Raw genomic sequence first — 25,155 nt, 5'->3', positions numbered from 1 at the left:
CTAGGGTCGCGGGGGTGACCACCACCGCGACCTCCCGGCCCCACCCGCACCTCCGCGTCGAGCGCGAGGGCGCGCTGCTGACCCTCACCCTCGACAACCCCGAGCGCCGCAACGCCCAGACGCCCAGCCTCTGGGCCGCGCTCGCGGAGGTCGGGCAGACCCTCGACCCGGCGGTGCGCGTCGTCATCATCCGGGCGGAGGGCGCCTCGTTCTCCGCCGGGCTCGACCGCGCGATGCTCACCCCCCAGGGCGCCCCCGGCGAGGTCAACGTGCTCGCCCTCGCCGCGCAGGGTGAGGAGCCGCTCGCCGAGGCGATCGCCGGGTTCCAGCGCGGCTTCGCCATCTGGTCGGAGGTCCCCGCCCTGACCATCGCCGCGGTGCAGGGGCACGCGATCGGGGCCGGCTTCCAGCTCGCGCTCGCCTGCGACCTGCGGGTCGTCACCGAGGACGTGCAGCTCGCCATGCGCGAGACCAGCCTGGGCCTGGTGCCGGACCTCGCCGGCACCTCGCCCCTCGTGCGCCTGGTCGGCTACGCGAGGGCCCTCGAGATCTGTGCCACCGGCCGGTTCGTGCATGCCGAGGAGGCCGTCCGAGTCGGCCTCGCCCAGGTTGCCGTCCCCGGCTCCGAGCTCGACGCCGCGGCGCGCGACCTGGCCGAGGCGGTCCTCGCGGCGCCCGACGCGGCCGTCCGCGAGCTGAAGCCGCTCCTGGGAGCCGCCGTGGACGGCATACCGGCGGTGCAGCAGCGCACCGAGCGGGAGGCGCAGGCGCGCCTGCTCACGGCGATGGTGCGGGGGAGCGGGAAGCAGGGCTGACCCGCCAGCGTTGTCGGACCCGACGAGGATGATGGACGCACGTGGTCCCGCGGGTTGCGGGAGGGCGCCTGCAGAGCGGAGAGCACATGTCGATGTCGGGCTGGATGATGATGCGGTCGCTGACCCGCGACTCCTCGGTGGCCCAGCGCAAGCTGGCCCCGGGCACGGGCAAGCGGGTGCTCGGCTACGCCCGGCCCTACAAGCGGGCGATCGCCGTGTTCCTGGTCCTCGTCGTCATCGACGCCGCGCTCGTCGTGGCCACGCCGCTGCTGATGGGGCAGATCGTCGACAAGGGCGTCATCCCCAAGAACTCGGCGGTGGTCGTCGGCCTGGCGCTGGTGGTGGCGGCGCTGGCGGTGGTCGACGCCCTGCTGGGCCTGGTCGAGCGGTGGTACTCCTCCCGGATCGGTGAGGGTCTCATCTACGACCTGCGCACCGAGGTCTTCAGCCACGTGCTGCGCCAGCCGATCGCCTTCTTCACCCGGGCCCAGACCGGCGCGCTGGTCAGCCGGCTCAACAACGACGTCATCGGGGCCCAGCAGGCGTTCACCTCCACCCTGTCCGGTGTCGTGAGCAACGCCGTCTCGCTGGTCTTCATCGTCATCGCCATGGCCACCCGCTCCTGGCTGCTCACGCTGCTCTCGCTCGCGCTGCTGCCGTTCTTCCTCGTCCCGGCCCGGATGATGGGCAAGAAGCTGGCCGGCCTGGCCCACGAGCAGATGGGCCTCAACGCCGAGCTCGGCACCCGCATGACCGAGCGGTTCAACGTCGCCGGGGCGCTGCTGGTCAAGCTGTTCGGCCGGCCGCACACCGAGGACGAGCAGTTCGCCGAGCGGGCCGGGCAGGTGCGCGACATCGGCGTGCGGATCTCGCTCAACCGCGCCGTGTTCTTCGTCGGGCTGACCCTGGTCGCGTCCCTCGCGACGGCGATGGTCTACGGCGTCGGCGGCGTGATGGCCGTCAACGGCGGGCTCACCGTCGGCACCCTGCTGGCGCTGGCCGCGCTGCTGGGACGGCTCTACGGCCCGCTGACCGCGCTGTCCAACGTGCGCGTCGACGTGATGACCGCGCTGGTCTCCTTCGAGCGGGTCTTCGAGGTGCTCGACCTCGAGCCGCTGGTCAAGGAGAAGCCGGAGCCGGTCGCGCTGGAGCGCCGCCCGGTCGCGGTGGACTTCGACCACGTGGCGTTCGGCTACCCCTCGGCCGACCAGATCTCCCTGGCCTCGCTGGAGCAGGTGGCCTCCGGCGACCGCCGCGGCGGGGAGACGGTGCTCAAGGACGTGAGCTTCCACGCGGCCCCCGGTGAGCTCGTGGCGCTGGTCGGCCCCAGTGGCGCCGGCAAGACCACGATCACCTCGCTGGTCGCCCGGCTCTACGACCCGACCAGTGGCACCGTGCGGATCGACGGCGTCGACCTGCGCGACGCCAGCCTGGAGTCGGTGCACGACGTCGTCGGCGTGGTGACCCAGGAGGCGCACCTGTTCCACGACACCATCCGCGCCAACCTCGCCTACGCCCGGCCCTCGGCCACCGAGGCCGAGATGGTGGAGGCGCTGCGGGCCGCCCAGGTGTGGGAGCTGGTCTCCCAGCTGCCCGAGGGCCTCGAGACCGTCGTCGGCGACCGCGGCCACCGGCTCTCCGGCGGCGAGAAGCAGCGCCTGGCCATCGCGCGGCTGCTGCTGAAGAGCCCCGGGCTGGTCGTCCTCGACGAGGCCACCGCCCACCTCGACAGCGAGTCCGAGGTGGCCGTGCAGCGCGCCCTCGACACGGCCCTGCACGGGCGCACCGCCCTGGTCATCGCCCACCGCCTGTCCACGGTGCGAGGCGCCGACCAGATCCTCGTGGTCGAGGCCGGGCGCATCGTCGAGCGTGGCACCCACCTGGAGCTGCTGGCCAAGGGCGGGCTCTACAGCGACCTCTACACCACCCAGTTCGCCGAGCAGGGCAGCGTCGCCTGAGGCCGGCGCCTGCCCGGCCCGGCCGTCGGCTGATCCGGCCGTCGGGGCCTCTGCCCGTGAGCGGGTTCACCGTCGCGCGCCGACTAGGGTCTGCGGGCATGGCATGGTTCCGACGCAGCGCCCGTACCCCGTCCGAGCAGTCCCCGGCGAGCGGCCAGGGCCCGACCCCCGACCCTGCCGGAGGGCGGCGCCGCGGTCCCCTGGTCGCGGTCACTGCGCTCGACGGGCTGTGCGCCGGTCTGTCCGACCACCTGCCGCTGCGCGGTGAGCTGCTGCGCGTCATCCCGGGACCGGACCGGCCCGACTACGCCCTGATGCTGCTGGACGAGCCGGTGGCCGTCCCCCTGCCCGCGGGCCTGGACCCGGCGCGTGTCCCCGCGGAGGCCCGGGCGGGCGGCCCCGACGGGCCGCGGCTGGTCTGCCACGCCCTCGTCATCTGCTCACGCTTCGTGGGGGAGCAGCTCGCTCCGGACATGCGTGACCTGGCCATCAACATCGCCCTCGTGGTCGACGGCTCGGTGCTCGGCGACGAGGTCCTCGACTTCGCCAAGGCGGTGCCCGTCGACCTCGGCGTGCTCAACCTGGCCGGCTCGGCCGCTCCGGCCCGCTGAGGTCGACGTAGGGGACGTCCCCCGGGTGCTGACGGGTCGGCTCCGTCGACCTCGCCGCAGCCCCGAGCCGGTCAGATCGCCCGGGTGGACCCGCCGTCCACGGTGACCATCGAGCCGGTCATGTAGGAGGCGGCGGGGGAGGCGACGAAGGCCACCACCCGGCCGACCTCCTCGGGCCGGCCGTAGCGGCGCAGCGGGATGGCCTGCTCCCGCTCGCGCCGGGTGCCCTGCGGCCGGCCGGTCGCCTCGTCCAGCTCACGCACCCGGTCGGTGTCGATCCGCCCGGGCAGGACGGCGTTGACCCGGGCGCCGCGAGGGCCGACCTCGTCGGCCAGGGTCTTGGCGGCCATGGCCACGCCCGGGCGGAGCCCGTTGGACAGCGCCAGGCCCGGCAGCGGGCTGCGCACCGACGTGGACAGCACGAAGGTGATGCTGACCCCTTCCTGGGTGCTCGTGGCCAGGGTGGCCCGGGCCAGGCGCAGCGGCCCGAGGAAGACCGCCTCGAAGGTCGTGCGCCACACCTCGTCGCCGATGTCCTCGACCGCGCCGTGCGGGGGGCCGCCGACGCTGAGGACCGCGCCGTCGAGGCGCCCCCAGCGCGCCATCGCGGTGGCCACCAGCGCGTCGGCGGTCGCGGGCGCCGCGAGGTCGCCGGAGACGCCGATCGCGTGCTCACCCCCGCCGAGCGCCGTCGCCGCCTCGGTCACCCGGGCGGCGTCGCGGGCGCAGAGCACCACGCGAGCCCCCTCACCCACAAGCGCCTCGGCGCTGGCGTAGCCCAACCCGCGCGACCCGCCGCTGACGACGAACACGCGATCCCTCAGCCCCAGGTCCATGCGGTCATCGTGCCCGACGGGCGAGCACCCCGCCGGGGGACGCGCCTGGGCTCAGGCGTCCTCCTCGTCCCAGATGCGGACCTTCTTGGGCTTGGGCTGGCGGGGCTGCCCCGCCGCGACGGCCCGGCCCTCGAGCGCCTCGCGGCGGGCTCCCACGCCGACCAGGACGAAGCCGGTCACCCCGAACAGCCACCACTGGAACGCGTACGCCAGGTGCGGCCCCTCGTCGGTGTCCGGCGCAGCGAGCGGTGTCGCCCGGGCGACGTGCTCCCCCGAGGCGGAGTGCTCCGACTTCACGATGAGGTAGGCGCCGTAGAGCGGGGCGCCGGTCGCGCGGGACGCCTCGGGCAGGTTGATCGAGGCCAGCTGCCCGGGCGGCATGTCCCGGTGCAGGCTGATCTCACCGGGGCGCAGCCAGCCGGTGACGGTCACGGTGCCGGTCGGTGTCGCCGGGATGTCGGGCCGCTGCGCAGCCGTGTTGGCGTTGGGGATCCACCCGCGGTCGACGAGCAGCGACGCACCGCCGGGCATCTGCAGCGGCACCACCACCTCGTAGCCGTAGTCGCCGTCGTTCGGCCGGTTGCGGACCAGCTGGAGGCTGTCGGCCGCGTAGCTGCCCGTGACCGTGACGGGGGTCCACTCCTTGGCCAGCGGCAGCGGCGTGCCCGGGTCCGGCAGCGCGGTGCGCAGCGGCTCCGGTGTGGCGTTGTAGTGGCTGGTGATCCGCTGGGCGCGCTCGTGCTTGGTGACGTGTCGACCCCACTGCCAGCGCCCGAGGTAGAAACAGGCGATGGCGAACACGATGGCCGCAGCCAGCGCGCCCAGCCACCGCTTCGACATCAGCACCTTCAGCACCCCTTGACGTTACCCGGCATACCCTTGGAGCCATGACGAGCCTCCCGATGCCGCAGGTGCGCCCCACCGGGCTGCCCGACACCTTCGGCCGGGTGGCCACGGACCTGCGCGTGTCGGTGACCGACCGGTGCAACTTGCGCTGCACCTACTGCATGCCGGCCGAGGGGCTGCCGTGGCTGCCCAAGCCGGAGATGCTCACCGACGCCGAGCTGCTGCGTGTCATCGGCGTCTTCGTCGCGCTGGGCGTGCGTCAGGTGCGCCTCACCGGGGGTGAGCCGCTGCTGCGCCGCTCGCTGGTCGACGTGGTGGCCGGTATCGCGCAGCTCTCACCGAGGCCGCAGATCGCCATGACCACCAACGGCGTCGGGCTCGACCGGCTCGCCGGGCCGCTGGCCGCCGCCGGCCTGGACCGCGTCAACGTCAGCCTCGACACGATCGACCCCGGCGAGTTCATGACCCTGACCCGGCGCGACCGGTTCGGCGACGTGGAGAAGGGCCTCAAGGCCGCCGCGAACGCCGGCCTGACCCCGGTCAAGGTCAACGCGGTCGCCATGCGCGGCGTCAACGACCACTCGGTGGCCGACGTGCTCCAGTGGTGCCTCGACCGCGGCTACAGCCTGCGCTTCATCGAGCAGATGCCGCTGGACGCCCAGCACTCGTGGGAGCGCACCGAGATGGTGACCGCCGACGAGCTGCGCGAGCGGCTCGCGGAGCGGTTCACGCTGACGCTGCTGCCGGCCGCGGACCGGGGCAGCGCCCCGGCCGAGCTCTTCCTCGTCGACGGGGGACCGGAGACGGTCGGCGTCATCGCCAGCGTCACCGCGCCGTTCTGCGCCGCTTGCGACCGGGTCCGGCTCACCGCGGACGGGCAGGTGCGCAACTGCCTGTTCGCCCAGGGCGAGGTCGACCTGCGGGGCCCGCTGCGCGAGGGCGCGAGCGATGAGGAGGTCGCCGAGCTGATCCGCGGCGAGATGTGGCGCAAGGCCCGCGGCCACGGCATCGGCGCCCCCGACTTCCACCAGCCGGACCGGCCGATGTCGGCGATCGGCGGTTGAGCCGCCCCCCGGGCGCGTAGCCTCCCGGACATGTTCGGACGCCGCGGGAAGGCCCGCCCCGTGCAGGACCACGCCGCCGTGCAGGACCACGCCCCCGGGCCGGCCGATGTCTACACCGGCCTGCGGAGCCAGGTCCTGACTCTCGACCCCGCCGACGTCGGGCTGGCGACCTCTGCCGGGTCATGGGGCGTCGTGATGGAGACCGGATACCCCAACGGGACCGCGACCCTCGTCTGCCTGTGCGACGGGACGACGAGCCTGTACACCAGCTCGGGCTTCGGGATCATCGGTGGAGGTGCGCACGAGGAGGTCGTACGGGCCAACGCCCGCCTGCTGGCCGTGCTCGAGGAGCACCTCGACCAGATGGCCCCCAGCGCTGACCGGTCGCTGCCCGGCCCGGGACGAACCGTCATCCGGGCGCTCACCGCTGACGGCCAGCGGCTCCTCGAGGCCGCTGAGGACGACCTCGGCGAGGGGCGCAGCGTGCTGTCACCGGTGTTCCATGCTGCGCACGCGGTCATCACGCAGCTGAGACTGATCGAGGAACAGCGGCGCTAGGGGCGCCGGGTCAGGCGGTCTCGTCGGTCAGCTCGCCGACCGGCACGGTGTCGCGCAGGAACCCCCGCACCGAGAGGAACTCCCCGAGGGTGCTCCGGTGCTCCTCGCAGGCCAGCCAGGTCTTGCGCCGGTCCGGGGTGTGCAGCGACGGGTTGTTCCACAGCAGCCCGTAGGCCGCGTCCGCGCGGCAGCCCTTGGCGCTGCAGACCAGGCGCCCGGCATACCCGTCGCGGGGTCCGGGGGAGCCCGGGAAGCCGGGCAGGCTCACGACGGGTCCTCGGGACGCTCCCGGATCTGGCGCTGCTCGGGAGGGGTGACCGGGGCGACCGTGCCGACCGCCCGGGCGCGTGTGGCGTTGGCCATCACGACCGCGACGTAGGGCAGGACGACGGCCCCCGCGACGAGGACCCACCCCACCAGCGTCCAGTGCAGGACGACGATCGCGAGGACGGACAGCAGGAAGCAGACGGTGCGGATGCCCATCGAGACCAGGTAGCGCCGCATCCGCTCGCTCTGGTCGTCGCGCAGCGACTCCGGGGCGCTGGTGACGGAGTAGACCGGGTCCTGGGGGTGACCGCTTCGCCGTCTCACCCCCTCACGATACGTCGCCACCGATGCGGCGTACCCACCGGTAGTGGGCTAGGTTCCGAACGACCGGACCCGCCGACCTTGCTGGAGGAACCAGACCGATGTCCGACCCGCGCAACGTGCTCGTCACCGGAGGAAACCGGGGCATCGGACTGGCCATCGCCCGGGCGTTCGCCGATGCCGGCGACAACGTCGTCATCACCCACCGCTCCGGCGAGGCGCCCGAGGGGCTGCGCGCCGTCAAGTGCGAGGTCACGGACAGCGCCTCGGTCGACGCCGCGTTCACCGAGGCCGAGGGGCTGCTCGGCGGGCCGGTCGAGGTGCTCGTGGCCAACGCGGGCGTCACCCGGGACACCTTGCTCATGCGGATGAGCGACGAGGAGTTCGACCAGGTCATCGACACCAACCTGGCCGGCGCGTTCCGCTGCGCCCGTCGCGCGAGCAAGGGCATGATCCGCCTGCGCAAGGGCCGGATCGTGTTCATCTCCAGCGTCGTCGGTCTCTACGGCTCACCCGGTCAGACCAACTACGCGGCCAGCAAGGCCGGCCTGGTCGGCCTGGCCCGCTCGATCTCGCGCGAGCTCGGCGGGCGCGGCATCACCGCCAACGTGGTCGCCCCCGGCTTCATCGAGACCGACATGACCGCCGAGCTGCCCGAGGACCGCAAGAAGGCCTACCTCGCCACGATCCCGGCGGGGCGCTTCGCGACCCCGGCCGAGGTGGCGGCGGCGGTGCGCTTCGTCGCCTCGGAGGACGCGGCATACATCACCGGCGCGGTCCTCCCGGTCGACGGCGGCCTGGGCATGGGCCACTGACCCCCCACGCAACGAGAGAGAGCAACGACGCAATGGGCATCCTCGAGGGCAAGAAGCTGCTCGTCACCGGAGTCCTCATGGACTCCTCGATCGCCTTCCACGTGGCCAAGCTGGCCCAGGAGCAGGGCGCCGAGGTGGTGCTGACCTCCTTCGGCCGCACCATGAAGATCACCCAGACCATCGCCAGGCGGCTGCCGACGACCCCCGAGGTCATCGAGCTCGACGTCACCAACCAGGAGCACCTCGACACCCTCGCCGAGCGCGCCGGTGCGGTGCTCGGGGGGCGCCTCGACGGGGTGCTGCACTCCATCGGCTTCGCGCCGCAGGGGGCGTTCAACTTCCTCGAGGGCACGTGGGACGACGTCGCCACCGCGATGCACGCCTCGGCCTACTCGCTCAAGGCGCTCGCCGTCGCGACCCTGCCGCTGATGGCCGACGGTGGCAGCGTCGTCGGGCTCACCTTCGACGCCAAGTTCGCCTGGCCGGTCTATGACTGGATGGGCGTGGCCAAGGCCGCGTTCGAGGCGACCAGCCGCTACTGCGCCCGCGACCTCGGCCCCAAGGGCGTGCGGGTCAACCTGGTCTCCGCCGGCCCGATCCGCACCACCGCGGCCAAGTCGATCCCCGGCTTCGAGCAGTTCGAGCAGACCTGGTCCGAGCGGGCGCCGCTGGGCTGGGACATCAGCGACCCCGCCCCGGCCGCCAAGGCCTGCGTTGCGCTGCTGTCGGACTGGTTCCCCGCCACGACCGCCGAGATCGTCCACGTCGACGGTGGCGTCCACGCCATGGGGCAGTAGCCGCCCACCTCGCCGCCGGTCCGGCCCTCCGCGGTAAACCGCTTGCACGGCCGCAGCATGGTCCTCCATGCTGCGGCCGTGATCATTTCTCCCCTGCGCTGACCCGACGCGTCACTGCGGCCCGGCCCTCGTGCCCGGCCCGCTGACCCGTCCGTCCGCGCCCACGCCGATCCCGAGTCCGATCCTGCGTGAGGGAGCCCGCCCATGTTGCGCGCTGTTTCGCTGTCCAAGCACTACGACCTCGACCCGCTCTTCGAGGACCTCGACCTGACCCTGCGCCCCGGTGACCGGGTGGCCCTGGTGGGCCCCAACGGCACCGGCAAGTCCACCCTGATGCGCCTGCTGGCCGGGGTCGAGGAGCCCACCACCGGCGCCGTGGTCCGCTCACCCGGCCTCACCGTGGGCTGGCAGGCCCAGGAGGCCCCCGACCCCGGTATGCCGGTCGCGGACTTCATCCTCTCGGGTGCGCCGCAGTGGGCGGCGGCCCGCGCGCGGATGCACGCACTCGAGGCGTGCCTCGGCGGCGGCGACGGCGACGGCAACCCGGCCGTCCTGGCCGCGTACGCCACCGCGGTCGAGGTCTTCGAGTCCCTGGGCGGGTGGGCCACCGACGCCCGCCTGGACCAGGTCCGCTCCCGGCTCGGGGTGGCGACCGAGACGGGTATCGCCGGCGACCGGCCGATGGGGTCCCTCTCCGGCGGCGAGCAGTCCCGCGTCATGCTGGCGCGCCTGCTCGTCACCGACCCCGACGTGCTGCTCCTGGACGAGCCGACCAACCACCTCGACGCCGAGGGCCGGCGCTGGCTCGGCGAGCACCTGGCGACCTTCCGGGGCGCGGTGCTGGTCATCTCCCACGACCGGCGCTTCCTCGACCGGGCCGTCACCCGCGTGGTGGAGCTCGACGGCATCGCCCCGGGCCTGCAGGACTACCCGGGGTGCGGCTACACGGCATACCGGGTGGAGAAGCAGCGTCGCTGGGAGCGGCTGCTGCTGGACTTCGAGGCCCAGGAGAAGTACCGCCGCGCGCTGGCCGAGGACATCGAGCGGACCAAGGAGTACGCGCGGGGCGTGGAGGTGGCGAACCCGCGCAACCCCTCCGCGCGGCGGCTGGCCCGCAAGGTCGCCCGCAAGGCGCTCTCGCGGGAGCGCCGCCTGGCCCGCCAGATGCAGGCGGCGTCGTGGATCGCCGAGCCGCAGACCCGGCCGCCGCTGGCGATGCGCTTCGCGGTGGCGCAGGACGTGCCCGAGACGCTGGCCGACATGCGCGACCTCGATGTGATCGTGGGGGAGCGGCGGCTTGTGTCGGCGGCCAGCCTGCGGGTCGGTCGGGAGGACCGGATCCTGCTCACCGGTGCCAACGGGGCCGGCAAGACCAGCCTGCTGCGGGTGGTGGCGCCGCTGCTGGAGGGTGCCGCGGTGCTGCCGCAGACCCACGAGGACCTGCCGCTGGGCCTCACGGCGCTCGAGCTGTTCCGCAGCCGGGTGCCGATGTACCTCGAGGAGGCCGAGGAGGTGCTCGAGGCGTTCCTGTTCGACGCGCACGACCGGGAGCGGCGGGTCGGCGACCTGTCGGTGGGGCAGGTGCGCAGGCTGCTCATCGCGACGCTGGTCAACCGGCCCAGCCGGGTGCTCGTCCTGGACGAGCCGACCAACCACCTCGACTTCGACTCCCTGGACGTCGTGGAGGCCGCCCTGACCGAGTACCGCGGGGCGCTGCTGGTGGTCAGCCACGACGAGGAGTTCGCCGACCGGGTCGGGCTGCACCGCCGGTGGGAGGTCGTGCAGGGGCGGCTGGAGTCCGTGGCCTGACCGCCGGTGGCGCGCGGCGCGGGGTGGCCGGAGCCCGCGGCGTGACCGCCGGTGGCGCCACGCGCGCGGGCGGCTAGAGTCCGCGGCATGACTTCCGCCGCCGCGGTGACGGCCACCGAAGTGCGTGTCCTCGAGGGCCCCAACCTCTACTTCGCCCAGCCGGCCGTGAAGGTCATCCTGCAGGTGCCCGGCTACCTGTCGGCGGGCGAGCGCGAGCTGCGCGCCCTGGCCCTTCGCGTCGGCCTCAAGGGGGCCCGCCCGGGGGCCCCGGACTCCGAGCAGCGACAACGGTTCGTCATGCGGTTCACCGCCGCCGTGGTGCGCCGGATCGCCGCCGAGTCCGGCACTGCGCGCCTGAGCGTGCGGGCGCGCACCGGTGGCAGCCGGCAGGAGGTCGTCATGGCCTTCCCGTGGCGGCGGCGGGGGCGCGGGCTGGCCCTCGGCGAGGCGCTGGCCCCGGCCCTGGCGGCACTGCTCGACCCCGACGAGGCCGTCGGCGACGCCGCGGTGGCCGAGGTCATCGCCGCGGTCACCTCAGCCGACCCCGGCCCGCGACCGAACGTCATCACCCCCAAGGTCCCGGTCGCCTCGATCACCGGCACCAACGGCAAGACGACGACCACCCGGCTGCTGGCCCACATCGGCATGACCGCCGGGCTGCGCACCGCGTGGAGCTCCACCGACGGCGTCGTCGCGCAGGGCGAGATGGTCGAGCCCGGCGACTACTCCGGCCCGGCCGGCGCGCGGACCGTGCTGTCCACGCCGGGCGTCCAGCTCGGCATCCTCGAGACGGCCCGCGGCGGCATGCTGCTCAAGGGCATGGGTGTCTCGAGCAACGACGTCAGCGTCGTCACCAACGTCTCGGCCGACCATCTCGGCCTGCAGGGCATCGACACGATCGACCAGCTCGCCGAGGTCAAGGCGATCGTCACCAAGGCCACCAAGCCCGAGGGGTGGGTCGTGCTCAACGGCGACGACCCGCGGGTGTGGGCCATGCGCACCCGGATCAAGGCAAGGCCCTGGGCGTTCAGCCTCGACCCCGACTCCCCGGCCCTGCGTGAGTCGCTGGCCGCCGGCGGGCGCGGCGTGACCGTCCTGGACGGCGACATCGTCGTGCTGCACCCCAACGCCGACCCCGACCACCTCGCGGCCATTCTCGACGTCCCGGTGACCCTGTCCGGGCTGAGCGAGCACAACATCGCCAACGCCCTGGCCGCGACGGCTGCGGCGCTGGGCCTCGGCCTGCCGCGGGCCGCGGTCGTGGAGGGGCTGCGCACGTTCGCCCCCGACCCGGCGCACAACCCGGGCCGGATGAACGTCTACACCTACCCCCTCGCCACCGGCGGCTCGGCCACCGTGATCGTCGACCTGGCCCACAACGAGGCCGGCCTCGAGGCGCTGCTGCGGGTCTGCGACGGCCTGCGGGTTCCCGGTGCGCTGGTCCACCTCGGCCTGGGCACGGCGGGGGACCGCACCGACGACCTGCTGCAGTCCCTGGGCGAGCTGGCCGGCCGGCGGGCGGACACGATCGCCGCGGTCCACAAGGAGAGCTACCTGCGCGGCCGCACCATGGAGGACCTCGAGACCCAGCTGCGGGTCGGACTGGCACGGGTCGGCGTCGCCGAGATCGACTCCCACTCCACCGAGCTGGACGGCCTCAAGGCCCTGGTGGCCCGCGCCTCCGATGGCGACGTCGTCGCGGTCATGTGCCACTCCGACCGGGTGCTGCTCGATGCGTGGCTGACCGAGGAGGGGGCCACGGCCGACAACGCCTCGGCCATCCGCCGCAAGGTCATCGCCGCCCGCGGCGAGCACGAGGAGGAGCCGGCCATCGCCGCCCTCTGGGAGATGGACGACGACCAGGGCCGTATCGCGGCCGCGACGGCGCTGCTCTCGGCCCACCCCGGTGACGCCCGGCTGCTCTTCGAGCTCGGCGGGGCGTTCGACGCCGCGGGGCGCGAGGCGGACGCGGTCGGCTACTACGAGCAGGCCCTCGCCGCGGGGCTGCGTGAGCCCCACCGGCACCGTGCCGAGATCCAGCTGGCCTCCAGCCACCGGGTGCTGGGCGAGGTCGCCCGGGCCCGGGAGATCCTCGACCGGCTGGCCGAGCAGCGCCCGGGAAGCACTGCGGTCACAGCGTTCCGCGCGCTGGCGGCCTATGACGCCGGCGACGCCGGAGCGGCCGTGGCCGACCTCATCGACGCCCTGCTGGCTCACTCCGGCGACCCCGACGGCGAGGCCTACCGCGTCGCCCTGCACCGGTACGCCGCCGGGCTCCGCTGAGCCGCGGACACTGAGCGGGACCACCGGGCCGGGGGACGCCGGGCCGGGGACGCCGGGCCGGCGCCTCCCGCCTCGGCCCAAGGCCCGCCCGGATATTCCGGTGCCGGCCGGGGCGTGGCGGCCCTAGGGTCGGGGCCGTGCCCGACCGTGAGCCCCCGCAGGTCCTCGTCCGCGACGCCGTCCACGCCGATGGGGAGGCGGTTGCCGACCTCTTCCTGGCGGCACGGCATACGGCCATGCCGTGGCTGTGGACGCCGCGCACCGAGGAGGAGGTGCGGTGGTGGTTCGGCGGGCTGCCGGAGCGCACCGAGGGGCGGGTGCTGGTGGGAGAGCGCGACGGGGTCGTCCTCGGGTTCGCCGAGGTGCTGCCGGGCGAGCTGAACCACCTCTATGTCACGCCGGCGGCTCAGGGCTCCGGTGTGGGTTCGGCGCTGTTCGCCTGCGCGACCGAGCTGGAGCCTGGCGGCTTCGAGCTGTGGACGTTCCAGCGCAACGCCCCGGCGCGGGCGTTCTACGCCGCGCGAGGGTGCGAGGAGCTCTACGAGACGGACGGCTCCGGCAACGAGGAGCGCGAGCCCGACGTCCGCCTCCGCTGGACCCCCTGACCTCCTGACGCCCACCGGGTGGTCACACCCGACGAGGAGACGCGCAACCGGGCAGGTCCGTCCGGGACGGACCTGCCCGGTCAGCGCGTGATGGGGCTGGTCAGGCCTCGGCGTTGGCCGCGGCCTCGTCACCGGCGGCCTGGGCGGCCTCGTGCAGCTCGGCGGGGTCGAGGTCGGGGTCCCCGGCCACCTCGGTGCTGTGGGCGCCCGCCTGGGCGTGCTGGGTGAGCTGCTCGAGCTCGGCGAGCACGACGGGGTGCTTGTCGGCGCAGAGCACCACGAGGTCCCCGGGGTTGGCCCGGCCCATGCAGTGGCGCACGGCGTCGAGCTCGTCGGTGACGATCTCGACCTGCCTGCACCGGGCGCCGTCGGCCATCCGGGCGCGGATGCCCTCGGCGACGAGCTCGGCGGCGACGCCCTTCTCACGGCCGCGCAGGTGCGCGTCCTCCCGCACGACGATGACGTCGAAGTGGTCGGCCGCGATGGCGCCGAGCTCGCGCATGTCGGAGTCGCGGCGGTCGCCGGCGGCGCCGATCATGCCGATGCGCGAGGACTTGCCCAGGTCGGCCTGGGCGGCCTTCTGCTCGGCGTAGGACTCGACGAAGTCGCCGAGCATCCGCATGCCGGGGGCGTTGTGGCAGTAGTCGACCACGACGTCGACGCCGCGCACGTCGAGCAGGTTCATCCGTCCGGGGGACAGGTAGTAGGACGTGGTGAACGTCCGCAGGCCCTGGCGGATGTCGTGCAGCGGAGCGCCGGCGGCGAAGGCGGCGCCGGCCGCGGCGAGGGCGTTGGCGACGTTCATCTTCGCCGCGCCGCCGAAGGTCGCCGGGAGCAGGTGCGTCCAGGCCAGCTGCATGGTGCGCCGGCCGTGGCGGATGACGATCATGTCGCCCTTGTCGGTGGGCTCGAGCACCACGGCCCGGCCGCCGCGGCGGCACTGGTCGTCGATGAACTCGCGCACCTTGCTGCCGGGCGGCTCCATCGAGAACCACACGACCGACCCGGAGCAGCGCCGGCGCATGGCCCGGACCAGCTCGTCGTCGGCGTTGAGCACCGCGAAGCCGTCGCGCGGCACCGCCTCGACCACGACGGCCTTGACGTCGGCGAGCTGCTCGAGGGTGTCCACGCCGCGCATCCCGAGGTGGTCGGGGGCGATGTTGGTGACGACCGCGACGTCGTTGCGGTCGTAGCCCAGGCCCTCGCGCAGGATGCCGCCGCGGGCGACCTCCATGACCGCGAAGTCGACGCGGGGGTTCTGCAGGACCATCCGCGCGGACTTGGGGCCGGAGGCGTCGGCCTTGATCACCAGGCGCTCGTCGATGACGACGCCGTCCGTGGAGGTCATGCCGACCTTGCGGCCCAGGCCCTTGAAGATGTGGGAGATCATCCGCGCCGTCGTGGTCTTGCCGTTGGTGCCAGTGACCGCGACGATCGGCACCCGCGACGGGGCGCCCGGCGGGAAGAGCAGGTCCACCACGGGCTTGGCGATGAACTGCGGCTCGCCGACCGTGGGGTGGGTGTGCATCCGGAACCCCGGCGCCGCGTTGACCTCGCAGATCGCGCCACCGGTCTCGCGCACCGGTGCGGCGATGTCGGGGCAGATGAAGTCGATGCCGGCGACGTCGAGCCCGATCATGCGGGCCGCCTCCTCGGCGATCTCGACGTTGTCCGGGTGGGCCTCGAAGGTGCGGTCCACCGAGATGCCGCCGGTGGACATGTTCCCGGTCAGGGCGAGCTTGACCATCTCCCCGGCCGGGGGCACGTCGTCCATGCCGAAGCCCTGCGCGCGGACCAGCTCGACCGCGGCGTCGTCGACCTTGAGCTTGGTGAGGACCTTCTCGTGGCCGACGCCGCGGCGCGGGTCGGCGTTGGTGGTCTCGACCAGCTCGGCGACGGTGTGCGTGCCGTCGCCGACCACGTGCGCGGGAACCCGCTCGGCGATGGCCTGCATCTTGCCGCCGATGATCAGGCACCGGTAGTCGCGGCCGGTCACGAACGTCTCGACGATGACCGACCCGCGCCGGGACTCGCCCCGGGCGACCGGGAAGGCCTCGCGCACGTCGTCGGCGTCCTTGAGGTCCAGGCAGACCCCGCGGCCGTGGTTGCCGTCCAGCGGCTTGACCACGACGGGGTAGCCGATCCGCTCGGCCACGGCGACGGCCCGCTCGACGGAGCGCACCGCCTCCGACCGCGGCACCGGCAGGCCGGCCGAGGCCAGCAGGCGGGTCGTGAGCTCCTTGTCCCCGGCGATGTCGACGGCCAGGGCGCCGGTCATCGAGGTCATGGTGGCCCGGATCCGCTGGGCGTGGACGCCTTGGCCGAGCTGCACGAGGGAGTGCTCGTTGAGCCGGATCCACGGGATGTCGCGGCTGACCGCCTCCTCCAGGATCGCCGAGGTGGACGGGCCGAAGGCCAGGCGCTGGACCCGGCGCAGGAAGGCGTCCATCTCCTCGGGGAAGTCGAAGCCGTCCTCGGGCTCGACGAGGTGGTTGACCAGCCGCACCGCAAGGCGCCCGGCGTCGAGCCCGACCCGCTCGTCCATGTAGGCGTAGATGACGTTGTAGACGCCCCGGCGGCCCTTGACCTGACGGGTCTTGCCCCGGCGCAGGTCGTGCCCGGCCTCCTGCTGGAGCTGCAGCGCGATGTGCTCGGTGACGTGGCCGAGCCACGTGCCCTCACGCAGCCGCTCGATGAAGCCGCCCTTGACCCCGCGGGAGCAGGTGTGGTGCTCCAGCCCGGGCAGCAGCTCGAGCAGCTGGTCGGTGAAGCCGTCGAGGGTGTGGGTGGGGTAGTCCTCGAGCACCCCGAGGTCGACCGTCAGGTGGATGGCTGGTTCGTAGGACCACACGTTGGGGCCGCGGTAGACGCGCGACTCCACGATGGTCAGGTCGGGCTTGGCGGGGCCAGCGGGGGACGGTCGGTCGGTGGCCACAGGGTGCTCCTTGCAGTGGTGCGGGGCTCAGTCGCGCACGGTAGCCGTCACCTGGTTCGTGCGCCCGCCGGCCGCTTCGGCCGCCTGCTTGCGCGCCCCCTGGCTCGCGGGGGCCGGGCTGTCCGGGTGCTGCTCGGAGAACTCCGTGAGGGTCGCCGTGTGCAGGTCGAACGTAGCGCCGGCCGGCAGGGCGTGCACCACCGCCCCGGACACGAGCAGCGGGGCGTCGCGCCGGGCCTCGTGGGCGTCGCTCACGGCGTGCCGTGCGTCGACCACGAGGACCGCTCCGGAGCCCAGGACGGTGAGGTGACGGCCGTCGGTGACCTCGGCGGCGGTGTCCTCGTCGATGCCCATCCCGAGCAGGTTCGGCGAGCTCGCGACCAGGGACAGCAGGCGCCCGTAGCGGGAGCGCTGGTCGAAGTGCTGGTCGACGATGACGTTGGCCAGCAGGCCCAGGCCCGCGGTCAGCTGGCTGGTGCGCTGGCGCGGCGTGACGCCCTCCTCGCCGAGGGAGATCATGAACTGGCTCATGATCGACGCACCGGCCGACGTCCCGGCGACCACGGCGCCGCGCTGGTGCGCCCGCGAGATCGCGTCGCCCAGCGGGGTCCCCACGACGTACTGGCTGAGCTTGAGCTGGTTGCCCCCGGTCATGAAGATGCCGGTCGCGCGGTCCACCGCCTCGACGAGGGCGGGGTCCTCGGCCTCGAGCCGCGAGGAGGGGTTGACCGTCGCGACGTCGGTGACCCCGAGGCGCGCGAAGAGACCGGAGTAGACCTCGACGGCCTCCTCCTGGATCGAGGAGGCGGTCGGGATGATCACCAGGCTGGCCTTGCGGCCCCCGGCGAGCCGGACGAAGCGGCGCAGGATGGTGACGCGGCCGTGCTTGTCCTCGGCGCCGCCGATGATGAGCAGCGAGGTGCGGGGGGTGGGTTCCATTGCCAGAGTGTAGAAGTCAGCGGAGACCACGCGTGACAACGGGCCCGGCGCGTCACGCGCGCGGCCGTTGTCACGGCCGTCGTCGCGGGCCTGCCTCCTCCGGTATGCCGGGTGCCCGGCAGGCGTCCCGGCCCACCATGCGCTTGGCTGGCGGGATGCACCCCGTCGTCGCGGCCCTGACCTCCGAGCACCTGCGAGCCCTGGACGAGGCGCTGCCCGACGCCTGTGTCGGGCTCTACCTCACCGGCTCGGTCGCCGCCGGCGACTTCCACCCGCACACCAGCGACGTCGACGCGGTGGTCGTCCTGGCTGCCCAGCCCGCAGACCCGTTGTCGCTCAAGGCGATCCACGACCGCATCGCCGGCCCACCGGCATACGACGTCGTCTATCTGACGGCCGCGGACCTGGCGGCCGACCCGGGGGCGGTGACCACCGCCCCGGGCACGCTCGACGGGCAGTGGCGTGAGGGGCCGGTGCGTGCCCACCTCTCGCCGGTCACCTGGTCGGAGATGGCGCGGTATGCCGTGCCGGTGCGGGAGTGCCCCGGGCTCGTCGTCGACGACGACCACGACCGGCTCGTGGCCTTCACCCGGCGCAACCTCGAGGACTACTGGACCCCGCTGGTGGACGAGGTCGAGGCGGCCACGCCATCGGATCTGGCGGCACCGGGGGCGGTGCAGGCCACCGCGGTCTGGACGGTGCTGGGCGTGGCGCGGCTGCACGTGCTGCTGACCACGGGACACGTCGTGTCCAAGACCGCCGCAGGGCAGTACGCGCTGGAGCAGTTCCCCGACTGGTCCGACCTGATCACCCGGTGCCTGCGCGCGCGGGCCGGGGAGGACGTGTCCTTCGCCGCCGGCGATGCCGCCGGGGTCGTGGGGATGGCCCGGGCGGTCATCGACTCCGCGCGGGTGACGCCCGACCCGGCCCCGGTCGTCGAGCTGCTGGCCTAGCGACCCGGCAGGGCCGGGGCGGGGGTGGCGAAGCCGTCGGCCTCGTCGGCGTCCTCGATCTCCTCGCGGGTGATCCCGAGCAGGTAGAGCACGGCGTCGAGGTAGGGCACGTTGACCGCGGTGTCGGCCTGCTCGCGCACGATCGGCTTGGCGTTGAAGGCGATCCCGAGCCCGGCGGTGGCGAGCATGTCCAGGTCGTTGGCGCCGTCGCCGATGGCCACGGTGCGCGAGAGCGGCAGCCCGGCCTGCTCGGCGAAGCGCCGCAGCGCCCGTGCCTTGCCCTCGCGGTCGACGATCTCGCCGACGACCTTGCCGGTGAGGACACCGTCCTCGACCTCGAGCCGGTTGGCCTCGGCGTGGTCGATGCCGAGCTCCTCGGCGAGGGGGCCGACCACCTCGATGAAGCCGCCGGAGACGACCGCGACGGTGAAGCCGAGCCGCTTCAGGGTGCGGACCAGGGTGCGGGCCCCGGCGGTGAGCCGGACGGCAGCGCGCACCTCGCCCAGGACGCTCTCGGGCAGCCCGGCCAGGGCCTCGACGCGGGCGCGCAGACTCTCGGCGAAGTCGAGCTCGCCGCGCATGGCCGCGGCCGTGACCTCGGCGACCTCCTGCTCGCGCCCGGCGTGGGCGGCGAGGAGCTCGATGACCTCGTCCTGGATGAGGGTGGAGTCGACGTCCATGACGACCAGGCGCCGGCCCCGGCGGGCCAGCCCGCTCGGGGAGACGGCGATGTCGACCCCGCGCACGGCGGCCTCGATGGCCAGCTCGCGGCGCAGGGCGGCGACGTCTGCCCCGGAGATGTCGAACTCCACGGTCGTGACGGGGTAGCGCGAGAGGCGGCGGATCCGGTCGATGTTCGCCCCGTGCGCGGCGATGCGGGCCGTCACGGCGGCCACGGCACTGGCCAGCAGCGGGGCCCCGAGCACGACGACGGCGGCCCGGCCGCCCTTGCGCGGGGCGTTGTCGCCGACGCCGCCCTCGACCGTGACGTGCATGCCGAGCTCGGCGGCGACGGCGGTGACGACCGAGCGCAGCCGCTCGTCGCGCTGCCCGGCCGAGAGCAGCAGCGCCAGGGTCAGGTGCCCGCGGACGACCACCTGCTCGAGGTCGAGCACCTCGGCGCCCACGTCGGCGATGGCGTCGAACAGGGCACTGGTGACACCCGGGCGGTCGTCACCGGAGACGGTGACGAGCAGGGTGCTGGGCGCGCTCGCGGGCGGGGTGTCGGACACCGGCCAAGGCTATCGACGCGTCTCAGCCTGCATTCTTCTGGTCTCGCCATGCGACCAGGTCGCGCAACGGCGCCAGGTCGTAGCGCGGACCCCCGATCCCGACCGTGAACAGGCGCGTGCCCACGGCATACAGGGCCTCGGCTCCCGCCGCGTAGTCATCGACGTCCTCGGGGTGGCGACCCGGCTTGGGTGAGACGCCGGCGGACCGCTCGATGGCGAGCGGGTCGCGGCCGGCCTTGTCGCACCACTGGTCGAGGACCTCGTGCTTGTGCGCGATGGCCGCGGCGTTGCCGAACCCGTGCCAGATGTCGGCCTGCTCGGCCACGATGCGCAGCGTCTTGCGCTCGCCGCCGCCGCCGATGAGCACCGGGATGTCGCGGGTGGGGGCCGGGTTCAGCCTGGCCCAGCGCCCCTTGATCAGCGGCAGGTCGCGGTCGAGGGCGTCGAGGCGGCCCCCGGCGGTGCCGAACTCGTAGCCGTACTCGTCGTAGTCCTTCTCGAACCACCCCGAGCCGATGCCCAGGATGAGCCGGCCGTCGCTGACGTGGTCGACGGTGCGGGCCATGTCGGCCAGCAGCTGGGGGTTGCGGTAGGAGTTGCAGGTGACCAGCGCGCCGATCTCGACGCGCTCGGTGGCCTCGGCCCACGCGGCGAGCATCGTCCAGCACTCGAAGTGCTTGCCTTCGGAGTCGCCGTACAAGGGGTAGAAGTGGTCCCAGTTGAAGACCACGTCGGCGCCGATCTCCTCGGCCTCGGCGACCGCGCGGCGGATCTCGGCGTAGTCGGCGTGCTGTGGCTGCAGCTGCACCCCGACCCGGGCCGGGCGCGGGTCGTTGGCGGAGACGGACGTGGTGGTGACGGGCTCGCTCAAGGCTTGATCTCCTGGTACTTGCCGACGACGACGATGCCGGACTCGGTCACGACGAAGCCGCGTCGGCGGTCCTCGTCGTGGTCGACGCCGATGCTGACGCCCTCGGGGACGACGACGAACTTGTCGATGATGGCTCTGCGGATGGTGGCGTTTCGGTGGACCTCGACCCCGTCGAGCAGGACGCTGTCGGTGATCGTGGCGTAGCTGTGGACGTGGACCTGGGGGGACAGGACCGAGTTGACGACCTTGGCGCCGGAGACGACGACGCCGGGGGAGACGGCCGACTGCACGGCCTCGCCGACGCGGCCCTTGGAGCCGTGGACGAACTTCGCCGGGGGGAACGGGCCGTAGTCGGTGAAGATCGGCCACTCGTAGTTGTAGAGGTTGAACACCGGGTGGATCGAGACGAGGTCCATGTGCGCCTCGTAGTAGGAGTCGATCGTCCCGACGTCGCGCCAGTAGCCGTGGTCACGCGGGGTGGAGCCCGGGATCGGGTTGTCCTTGAAGTCGTAGACGAAGCCGGTGCCCTTGTTGACGAAGTCCGGCACGATGTCGCCGCCCATGTCGCGCTTGCTGCCCTCGCGCTCGGCGTCGCGGGTGACGGCGTCGATGAGGACGTCGGCGTTGAAGACGTAGTTACCCATCGAGGCGAGGACCTCGTCGGGGGAGTCGGGCAGGCCGCGGGCGTCGGTCGGCTTCTCCCGGAAGGCCTGGATCCGGCGCGGGTCGGCGGCGTCGACCTCGATGACGCCGAACTGGTCGGCCAGGGCCAGCGGCTGGCGGATCGCGGCCACGGTGACGCCCGCGCCGGTCTCGATGTGCTGCTCGACCATGTGGCTGAAGTCCATGCGGTAGACGTGGTCGGCGCCGACCACCACCACGATGTCCGGCTGCTCGTCGTGGACGAGGTTCAGGGACTGGTAGATGGCGTCGGCGCTGCCGAGGAACCACTGCTTGCCGAGGCGCTGCTGCGCCGGCACGGGGGTGACGTAGTTGCCCAGCAGGTTGGACATGCGCCACGTCTTGGTGATGTGCCGGTCGAGGCTGTGCGACTTGTACTGCGTCAGCACGACGATCTTGAGGTAGCCGCTGTTCACGACGTTGGACAGCGCGAAGTCGATCAGCCGGTAGATGCCGCCGAACGGCACGGCGGGCTTGGCACGGTCGGCCGTCAACGGCATCAGCCGCTTGCCCTCCCCGCCAGCCAGGACGATCACAAGGACCTTGGGGTGACCCGACCGCTTCGCCATGGGCCGACCATACGGCGAGCGGGCCCTCGCGGCGACCCCGTCCCGGGACTACGTTGAGGCCGTGCGAGTCGACATCCTCAGCAAGGAGTACCCGCCGCAGATCTACGGGGGCGCGGGGGTCCACGTGGCCGAGCTGGTCCGGGCGCTGCGCTCCCGCGGCGACCTCGACGTCCAGGTGCGCTGCTTCGGCCCGCCGCGTGACGAGGCCGGCACGTTCGGCTACGCCGACCTCTCCGAGCTCGGTGGCGCCAACGCCGCGATGCGCACCCTCGGGGTCGACCTGACGATGGCCAGCGACTGCGTCGGCGCCGACCTGGTCCACTCGCACACGTGGTACGCCAACATGGCCGGCCACCTGGCCTCGCTGCTCGTCGGGGCGCCGCACGTCGTGACCGCGCACAGCCTGGAGCCGTTACGGCCGTGGAAGGCCGAGCAGCTCGGGGGAGGGTATGCCGTGTCCTCCTGGGCGGAGAAGACCGCCTTCGAGGGGGCTGCGGCCGTGGTCGCGGTCAGCGCCGGGATGCGCGCCGACATCCTCAAGAGCTACCCCTCGATCGACCCGGCCCAGGTCCACGTCGTGCACAACGGCATCGACGCACAGCTGTGGAAGCGCGACGACACCGACCTCGCCCGCGACGTCGTGCGCAAGCACGGGGTCGACCCGGACAAGCCGTCCGTGGTCTTCGTCGGCCGGATCACCCGGCAGAAGGGCCTGCCCTACCTGCTGCGCGCCGCCGCGGCGCTGCCGTCGGAGGTCCAGCTGGTGCTCTGCGCCGGGGCGCCGGACACCCCCGAGATCCAGCGCGAGGTCGAGGACCTGCTCGAGGAGCTGCGCCGCACCCGCCAGGGCGTGGTGATGATCGCCGAGATGCTCCCGCGCGCCGAGGTCATCGCCCTGCTCAGCGTGGCGACGGTCTTCGCCTGCCCGTCGGTCTACGAGCCGCTGGGCATCGTCAACCTCGAGGCGATGGCCTGCGAGGCGGCGGTGGTCGCCACGGCGACCGGCGGCATCCCCGAGGTCGTCGTCGACGGCGAGACCGGCTGGCTCGTGCCGATCGAGCAGGTCTCCGACGGCAGCGGCACGCCGGTGGACCCGGACCGCTTCGTCGCCGACCTCGGAGCGGCGCTCACCGAGGCCGTCTCGGACCCGGAGCGGGCACGGGCGTTCGGCCGGGCCGGGCGCCGGCGTGCCGTCGAGCACTTCTCGTGGGCCTCGATCGGCGACCAGACCCTGGCCGTCTACGAGTCCGTCCTGCGCTGACGCCGGACCACAGGCCCGGGCGGCGGCCGGCCCTCAAGCCCCGGCGGCGGTCCGCAGCCCGGGCACGACCTCGGCCATCACCTGCTCGAAGACGTCGTCCTCGTGCCGGGCGTCCGGGTTCCAGGTGCGGGGCCAGTAGAGGACGAACTCGTCGATGCCGATCTCCCGGTAGCGCTCGACCATCTCCCTGAAGGCCGCCACCGAGGTCCACGGGGCAAGCGGTGGGAAGCACACGAGGGAGCGGCGGATGCTCCGCGGGTCGCGGCCCCGCTCGGCGCACAGGTCGTCGAGGAGGGCGGCTCGTTCGCGCGTGAGCCGGTGGAAGTCCGCCTCGGTCCGGACGCCGTAGCCACCCCATGAGCTCCACGTGTCGGCGTACTGCGCCGTGATGGCGAGCATCCGCGGCCCGTGTGCCGCGATGGTGAGCGGTGGTCGTGGCTTCTGCACGGGCGTGGGGACGGCCTCGAGGTCCGTGCACCGGTAGTACCGACCGTCGTAGGTGGTGCGGTCCTGTCGCAGGAGCAGGTCGGTCAGCTCGACGAGCTCCGCGAACCGGGAGACGCGTTCCCCCACGCTCCAGTCGATGCCCGCGGCCGCGCCACCGGCCGAGGGGTCACCCACGCCCAGCGCCAGCTCGACGCGGCCGCCCGAGAGGTGGTCGAGGGTCACCGTGGCCTTGGCCAGGGTCGCCGGGCTGCGGAAGTACAGGCTCGACACCAGCGTCCCCACGCGGATCGAGGAGGTCGACAGGGCCATCAGCGTCAGCGTCGCCGGGCCGTCGTGGATCGGTCGCCCGGGGGTGTCGGGCTCGACCACGGTGTCGACGTTCCACAGCACGTCGAAGCCCATGGACTCGGCGCGGACCCACCGCGTGCGCAGCTCGTCGAGGGGGAGGTGCTGGTACTGGTAGAGGCAGAAGCGCAGCTCAGGCATCGCGGCCTCCGGTGCGGATGGTCGCGATGCTAGTGCGTCGAGGCGGGGTCGGCACCCACCTCAGATGTCGACGGTGCCGCCGCTGCGCCAGTAGACGCCGTGGTCACGGGTCAGGAAGCCCTCGTCGACGAGATAGCGGCGCAGCGCCGCGTGGTCGTGGTGGATCCGCTTGAGGATCCCCGTGACCTCCTTCTCGGTGTACTTGCGGCCCACCTCGAACGACCCGGCCACGTGGTCGAGCAGCGCGAGCCGCTTGATCCGTTTCGCCGGCATCTGCGCGACCCTGCCGTCGGCGTCCACGAAGGCCCGCAGCACCGCATCCTGCTGGGCCAGCGCCTCGGACAACATGGGGTGCTCCATGAGCCGGACGCTAGCAGCGGCCGAGCGCCGCGTCGCCCGAAAAACTTGTCTCCACTAGGTTCCGGGCATGCTGGAAGCCCTTCGCGACGCCACCCTCCGCATGCGGCGAGCCCTGGAGACAGCGGACCCCGGCGCCATCGCGCCCGCCTGCGGCGGCTGGACCGTCGAGGACGTCGCCGACCACCTCGGCGGCGTCCACCTGTGGGCGGCGCGCTGCCTGGAGTCGACCCGGTTCCCGGGGTGGGAGCACCCGAGCCGCCCGCGCCGCGGCCAGTCCCTGCCCGAGTGGTATGCCGGGTGCGCGGCGACGCTGCTCGCTGCCCTCGAGCAGGTGGACCCGTCCCATCCGGCGTGGACGTTCGAGGAGGGCAACCAGACCGCGGCGTTCTGGCATCGCCGCCAGGTCCACGAGACGACCATCCACCGGGTCGACGTCGAGCAGGCAGCAGGCCGCCTCCACGACGGCGGGATCGACGGCGTGTCCACGGCTCTGGCCGCCGACGGGGTGGACGAGGTGCTGACGGTGCTGATGCCCCGCACGCTGGTGCGCCACCGCAGGCGTCCCGCCGAGCAGGTCCTGCCGGTGCCCGAGCCGGTGGCGTTCGTCTGCCCGGACGCCGGTCGGGCGTGGACGGTGCAGCTCGTCGACGGTCAGCTCGTGACCCGGCCCGGCAGTGAAGGTGCGGTGGCCACCATCACCGGCCCGGCGGCATACACCTGTCTGGCGCTGTGGAACCGCGCGCCGCGCGACCGGTTCGAGGTGGCGGGGGACGAGCAGGCGGCGTCCCGGCTGCTCGCCGCCGAGCTCACCCCCTGAGCGACTCGCCCGGGCCGCG

General features: G+C 73.3%; 24 protein-coding genes. 13 read left to right on the top strand and 11 right to left on the bottom strand.

The features are described from left to right. Window positions 1–14 precede the first annotated feature (14 nt). The 3 genes from AC3ANM_RS03000 to AC3ANM_RS02990 all read left to right on the top strand — a co-directional run bounded on the left by AC3ANM_RS03000 (window position 15) and on the right by AC3ANM_RS02990 (window position 3,384). The gene (locus tag AC3ANM_RS03000) at window positions 15–815 is read left to right on the top strand and encodes an enoyl-CoA hydratase/isomerase family protein (RefSeq protein WP_488286660.1); all 801 of its coding nucleotides are present in this window, start codon (window positions 15–17) and stop codon (window positions 813–815) included. A gap of 86 nt (window positions 816–901) precedes the next feature. Beyond that, window positions 902–2,773, top strand: coding sequence for an ABC transporter ATP-binding protein (locus AC3ANM_RS02995; RefSeq protein WP_488286659.1), 1,872 nt, complete (start codon window positions 902–904; stop codon window positions 2,771–2,773). Window positions 2,774–2,871: 98 nt separating this feature from the next. Beyond that, window positions 2,872–3,384 (top strand): hypothetical protein, encoded by a 513-nt coding sequence (locus AC3ANM_RS02990; protein ID WP_488286658.1) that lies wholly within the window; start codon window positions 2,872–2,874, stop codon window positions 3,382–3,384. Between the two features lie 71 nt (window positions 3,385–3,455). Here the strand turns inward: AC3ANM_RS02990 and AC3ANM_RS02985 are convergent, their stop codons facing one another. Together AC3ANM_RS02985 and AC3ANM_RS02980 are read right to left on the bottom strand one after the other, a co-directional pair. Beyond that, on the bottom strand, window positions 3,456–4,220 hold the full coding sequence (locus tag AC3ANM_RS02985) for an SDR family oxidoreductase (RefSeq protein WP_488286657.1): 765 nt from the start codon (window positions 4,218–4,220) through the stop codon (window positions 3,456–3,458). A gap of 51 nt (window positions 4,221–4,271) precedes the next feature. Beyond that, on the bottom strand, window positions 4,272–5,075 hold the full coding sequence (locus AC3ANM_RS02980; protein WP_488286656.1) for an SURF1 family cytochrome oxidase biogenesis protein: 804 nt from the start codon (window positions 5,073–5,075) through the stop codon (window positions 4,272–4,274). A 32-nt stretch (window positions 5,076–5,107) separates the two neighbouring features. On the opposite strand from AC3ANM_RS02980, the gene moaA reads away from it, so the two are divergent. After that, the gene (gene moaA / locus AC3ANM_RS02975; RefSeq protein WP_488286655.1) at window positions 5,108–6,130 is read left to right on the top strand and encodes a GTP 3',8-cyclase MoaA; all 1,023 of its coding nucleotides are present in this window, start codon (window positions 5,108–5,110) and stop codon (window positions 6,128–6,130) included. A 30-nt stretch (window positions 6,131–6,160) separates the two neighbouring features. After that, window positions 6,161–6,688 (top strand): hypothetical protein, encoded by a 528-nt coding sequence (locus AC3ANM_RS02970; protein WP_488286654.1) that lies wholly within the window; start codon window positions 6,161–6,163, stop codon window positions 6,686–6,688. A 10-nt stretch (window positions 6,689–6,698) separates the two neighbouring features. On the opposite strand, the gene AC3ANM_RS02965 is transcribed toward AC3ANM_RS02970, so the two are convergent. Further along, window positions 6,699–6,956: a hypothetical protein gene (locus AC3ANM_RS02965; RefSeq protein WP_488286653.1), complete on the bottom strand. Its 258-nt coding sequence runs from the start codon at window positions 6,954–6,956 to the stop codon at window positions 6,699–6,701. Further along, complete coding sequence (locus tag AC3ANM_RS02960) at window positions 6,953–7,279, bottom strand: DUF3099 domain-containing protein (RefSeq protein WP_488286652.1); 327 nt, start codon at window positions 7,277–7,279, stop codon at window positions 6,953–6,955. The genes AC3ANM_RS02965 and AC3ANM_RS02960 overlap by 4 nt, the downstream gene beginning before the upstream one ends. 98 nt (window positions 7,280–7,377) lie before the next feature. Between AC3ANM_RS02960 and fabG the strand changes: the two genes are divergently transcribed. The 5 genes from fabG (at window position 7,378) to AC3ANM_RS02935 (ending at window position 13,585) form a co-directional block, all read left to right on the top strand. Continuing rightward, entirely contained in the window at window positions 7,378–8,091 is a 714-nt protein-coding gene (gene fabG / locus AC3ANM_RS02955) for a 3-oxoacyl-ACP reductase FabG (protein ID WP_488286651.1), read from the top strand. A gap of 32 nt (window positions 8,092–8,123) precedes the next feature. Next, window positions 8,124–8,888 carry an enoyl-ACP reductase FabI gene (fabI, locus tag AC3ANM_RS02950; RefSeq protein ID WP_488286650.1) on the top strand — a complete coding sequence of 255 codons (765 nt, stop codon included), beginning with the start codon at window positions 8,124–8,126 and terminating at the stop codon, window positions 8,886–8,888. Window positions 8,889–9,092: 204 nt separating this feature from the next. Then, the gene (locus AC3ANM_RS02945; RefSeq protein ID WP_488286649.1) at window positions 9,093–10,697 is read left to right on the top strand and encodes an ABC-F family ATP-binding cassette domain-containing protein; all 1,605 of its coding nucleotides are present in this window, start codon (window positions 9,093–9,095) and stop codon (window positions 10,695–10,697) included. 87 nt (window positions 10,698–10,784) lie between these two features. Beyond that, window positions 10,785–12,980 (top strand): tetratricopeptide repeat protein, encoded by a 2,196-nt coding sequence (locus tag AC3ANM_RS02940; RefSeq protein WP_488286648.1) that lies wholly within the window; start codon window positions 10,785–10,787, stop codon window positions 12,978–12,980. 137 nt (window positions 12,981–13,117) lie between these two features. Continuing rightward, the gene (locus AC3ANM_RS02935; RefSeq protein WP_488286647.1) at window positions 13,118–13,585 is read left to right on the top strand and encodes a GNAT family N-acetyltransferase; all 468 of its coding nucleotides are present in this window, start codon (window positions 13,118–13,120) and stop codon (window positions 13,583–13,585) included. Between the two features lie 100 nt (window positions 13,586–13,685). Here AC3ANM_RS02935 and cphA read toward each other — a convergent pair whose 3' ends face one another. Together cphA and AC3ANM_RS02925 are read right to left on the bottom strand one after the other, a co-directional pair. After that, window positions 13,686–16,520 (bottom strand): cyanophycin synthetase, encoded by a 2,835-nt coding sequence (gene cphA, locus AC3ANM_RS02930; protein ID WP_488286646.1) that lies wholly within the window; start codon window positions 16,518–16,520, stop codon window positions 13,686–13,688. 27 nt (window positions 16,521–16,547) lie between these two features. Then, the gene (locus tag AC3ANM_RS02925; protein WP_488286645.1) at window positions 16,548–17,459 is read right to left on the bottom strand and encodes a cyanophycinase; all 912 of its coding nucleotides are present in this window, start codon (window positions 17,457–17,459) and stop codon (window positions 16,548–16,550) included. Between the two features lie 155 nt (window positions 17,460–17,614). Between AC3ANM_RS02925 and AC3ANM_RS02920 the strand changes: the two genes are divergently transcribed. Beyond that, the gene (locus AC3ANM_RS02920) at window positions 17,615–18,412 is read left to right on the top strand and encodes a nucleotidyltransferase domain-containing protein (protein WP_488286644.1); all 798 of its coding nucleotides are present in this window, start codon (window positions 17,615–17,617) and stop codon (window positions 18,410–18,412) included. On the opposite strand, the gene serB is transcribed toward AC3ANM_RS02920, so the two are convergent. Genes serB through glgC form a run of 3 tightly spaced genes read right to left on the bottom strand, consistent with a single transcriptional unit; the run spans window position 18,409 to window position 21,765 of the window. After that, window positions 18,409–19,644 carry a phosphoserine phosphatase SerB gene (gene serB / locus AC3ANM_RS02915; RefSeq protein ID WP_488286643.1) on the bottom strand — a complete coding sequence of 412 codons (1,236 nt, stop codon included), beginning with the start codon at window positions 19,642–19,644 and terminating at the stop codon, window positions 18,409–18,411. The two genes, AC3ANM_RS02920 and serB, sit on opposite strands and share 4 nt — an antisense overlap. Window positions 19,645–19,666: 22 nt before the next feature. Next, a complete protein-coding gene (locus AC3ANM_RS02910) occupies window positions 19,667–20,515 on the bottom strand; it encodes an LLM class F420-dependent oxidoreductase (protein ID WP_488286642.1) in 849 nt (282 codons plus the stop codon). Beyond that, window positions 20,512–21,765 (bottom strand): glucose-1-phosphate adenylyltransferase, encoded by a 1,254-nt coding sequence (glgC, locus tag AC3ANM_RS02905; protein ID WP_488286641.1) that lies wholly within the window; start codon window positions 21,763–21,765, stop codon window positions 20,512–20,514. The genes AC3ANM_RS02910 and glgC overlap by 4 nt, the downstream gene beginning before the upstream one ends. Window positions 21,766–21,826: 61 nt before the next feature. On the opposite strand from glgC, the gene glgA reads away from it, so the two are divergent. Continuing rightward, entirely contained in the window at window positions 21,827–23,026 is a 1,200-nt protein-coding gene (glgA, locus tag AC3ANM_RS02900; protein ID WP_488286640.1) for a glycogen synthase, read from the top strand. A gap of 33 nt (window positions 23,027–23,059) precedes the next feature. On the opposite strand, the gene AC3ANM_RS02895 is transcribed toward glgA, so the two are convergent. Together AC3ANM_RS02895 and AC3ANM_RS02890 are read right to left on the bottom strand one after the other, a co-directional pair. Further along, on the bottom strand, window positions 23,060–23,959 hold the full coding sequence (locus AC3ANM_RS02895; protein ID WP_488286639.1) for an LLM class flavin-dependent oxidoreductase: 900 nt from the start codon (window positions 23,957–23,959) through the stop codon (window positions 23,060–23,062). 60 nt (window positions 23,960–24,019) lie between these two features. Then, window positions 24,020–24,319, bottom strand: coding sequence for a DUF2087 domain-containing protein (locus tag AC3ANM_RS02890; RefSeq protein WP_488286638.1), 300 nt, complete (start codon window positions 24,317–24,319; stop codon window positions 24,020–24,022). A gap of 67 nt (window positions 24,320–24,386) precedes the next feature. On the opposite strand from AC3ANM_RS02890, the gene AC3ANM_RS02885 reads away from it, so the two are divergent. Next, complete coding sequence (locus tag AC3ANM_RS02885) at window positions 24,387–25,136, top strand: maleylpyruvate isomerase family mycothiol-dependent enzyme (RefSeq protein ID WP_488286637.1); 750 nt, start codon at window positions 24,387–24,389, stop codon at window positions 25,134–25,136. The last annotated feature ends 19 nt before the right edge of the window (window positions 25,137–25,155 follow it).

The organism is Oryzihumus sp. JJN4-3R, assembly GCF_057747915.1.
Note: the sequence above shows the minus strand (reverse complement) of the source record. Positions and strands in the feature narration are given on the sequence as shown.

Coding starts and splice junctions, on each gene's coding strand:
- AC3ANM_RS02995 (WP_488286659.1), top strand. CDS start 902: ATGTCGATGTCGGGCTGGATGATGATGCGGTCGCTGACCCGCGACTCC.
- AC3ANM_RS02990 (WP_488286658.1), top strand. CDS start 2,872: ATGGCATGGTTCCGACGCAGCGCCCGTACCCCGTCCGAGCAGTCCCCG.
- AC3ANM_RS02885 (WP_488286637.1), top strand. CDS start 24,387: ATGCTGGAAGCCCTTCGCGACGCCACCCTCCGCATGCGGCGAGCCCTG.
- glgC (WP_488286641.1), bottom strand. CDS start 21,765: ATGGCGAAGCGGTCGGGTCACCCCAAGGTCCTTGTGATCGTCCTGGCT.
- AC3ANM_RS02920 (WP_488286644.1), top strand. CDS start 17,615: ATGCACCCCGTCGTCGCGGCCCTGACCTCCGAGCACCTGCGAGCCCTG.
- AC3ANM_RS02970 (WP_488286654.1), top strand. CDS start 6,161: ATGTTCGGACGCCGCGGGAAGGCCCGCCCCGTGCAGGACCACGCCGCC.
- moaA (WP_488286655.1), top strand. CDS start 5,108: ATGACGAGCCTCCCGATGCCGCAGGTGCGCCCCACCGGGCTGCCCGAC.
- AC3ANM_RS02945 (WP_488286649.1), top strand. CDS start 9,093: ATGTTGCGCGCTGTTTCGCTGTCCAAGCACTACGACCTCGACCCGCTC.
- AC3ANM_RS02925 (WP_488286645.1), bottom strand. CDS start 17,459: ATGGAACCCACCCCCCGCACCTCGCTGCTCATCATCGGCGGCGCCGAG.
- AC3ANM_RS02940 (WP_488286648.1), top strand. CDS start 10,785: ATGACTTCCGCCGCCGCGGTGACGGCCACCGAAGTGCGTGTCCTCGAG.
- AC3ANM_RS02890 (WP_488286638.1), bottom strand. CDS start 24,319: ATGGAGCACCCCATGTTGTCCGAGGCGCTGGCCCAGCAGGATGCGGTG.
- fabI (WP_488286650.1), top strand. CDS start 8,124: ATGGGCATCCTCGAGGGCAAGAAGCTGCTCGTCACCGGAGTCCTCATG.
- AC3ANM_RS02895 (WP_488286639.1), bottom strand. CDS start 23,959: ATGCCTGAGCTGCGCTTCTGCCTCTACCAGTACCAGCACCTCCCCCTC.
- fabG (WP_488286651.1), top strand. CDS start 7,378: ATGTCCGACCCGCGCAACGTGCTCGTCACCGGAGGAAACCGGGGCATC.
- AC3ANM_RS02985 (WP_488286657.1), bottom strand. CDS start 4,220: ATGGACCTGGGGCTGAGGGATCGCGTGTTCGTCGTCAGCGGCGGGTCG.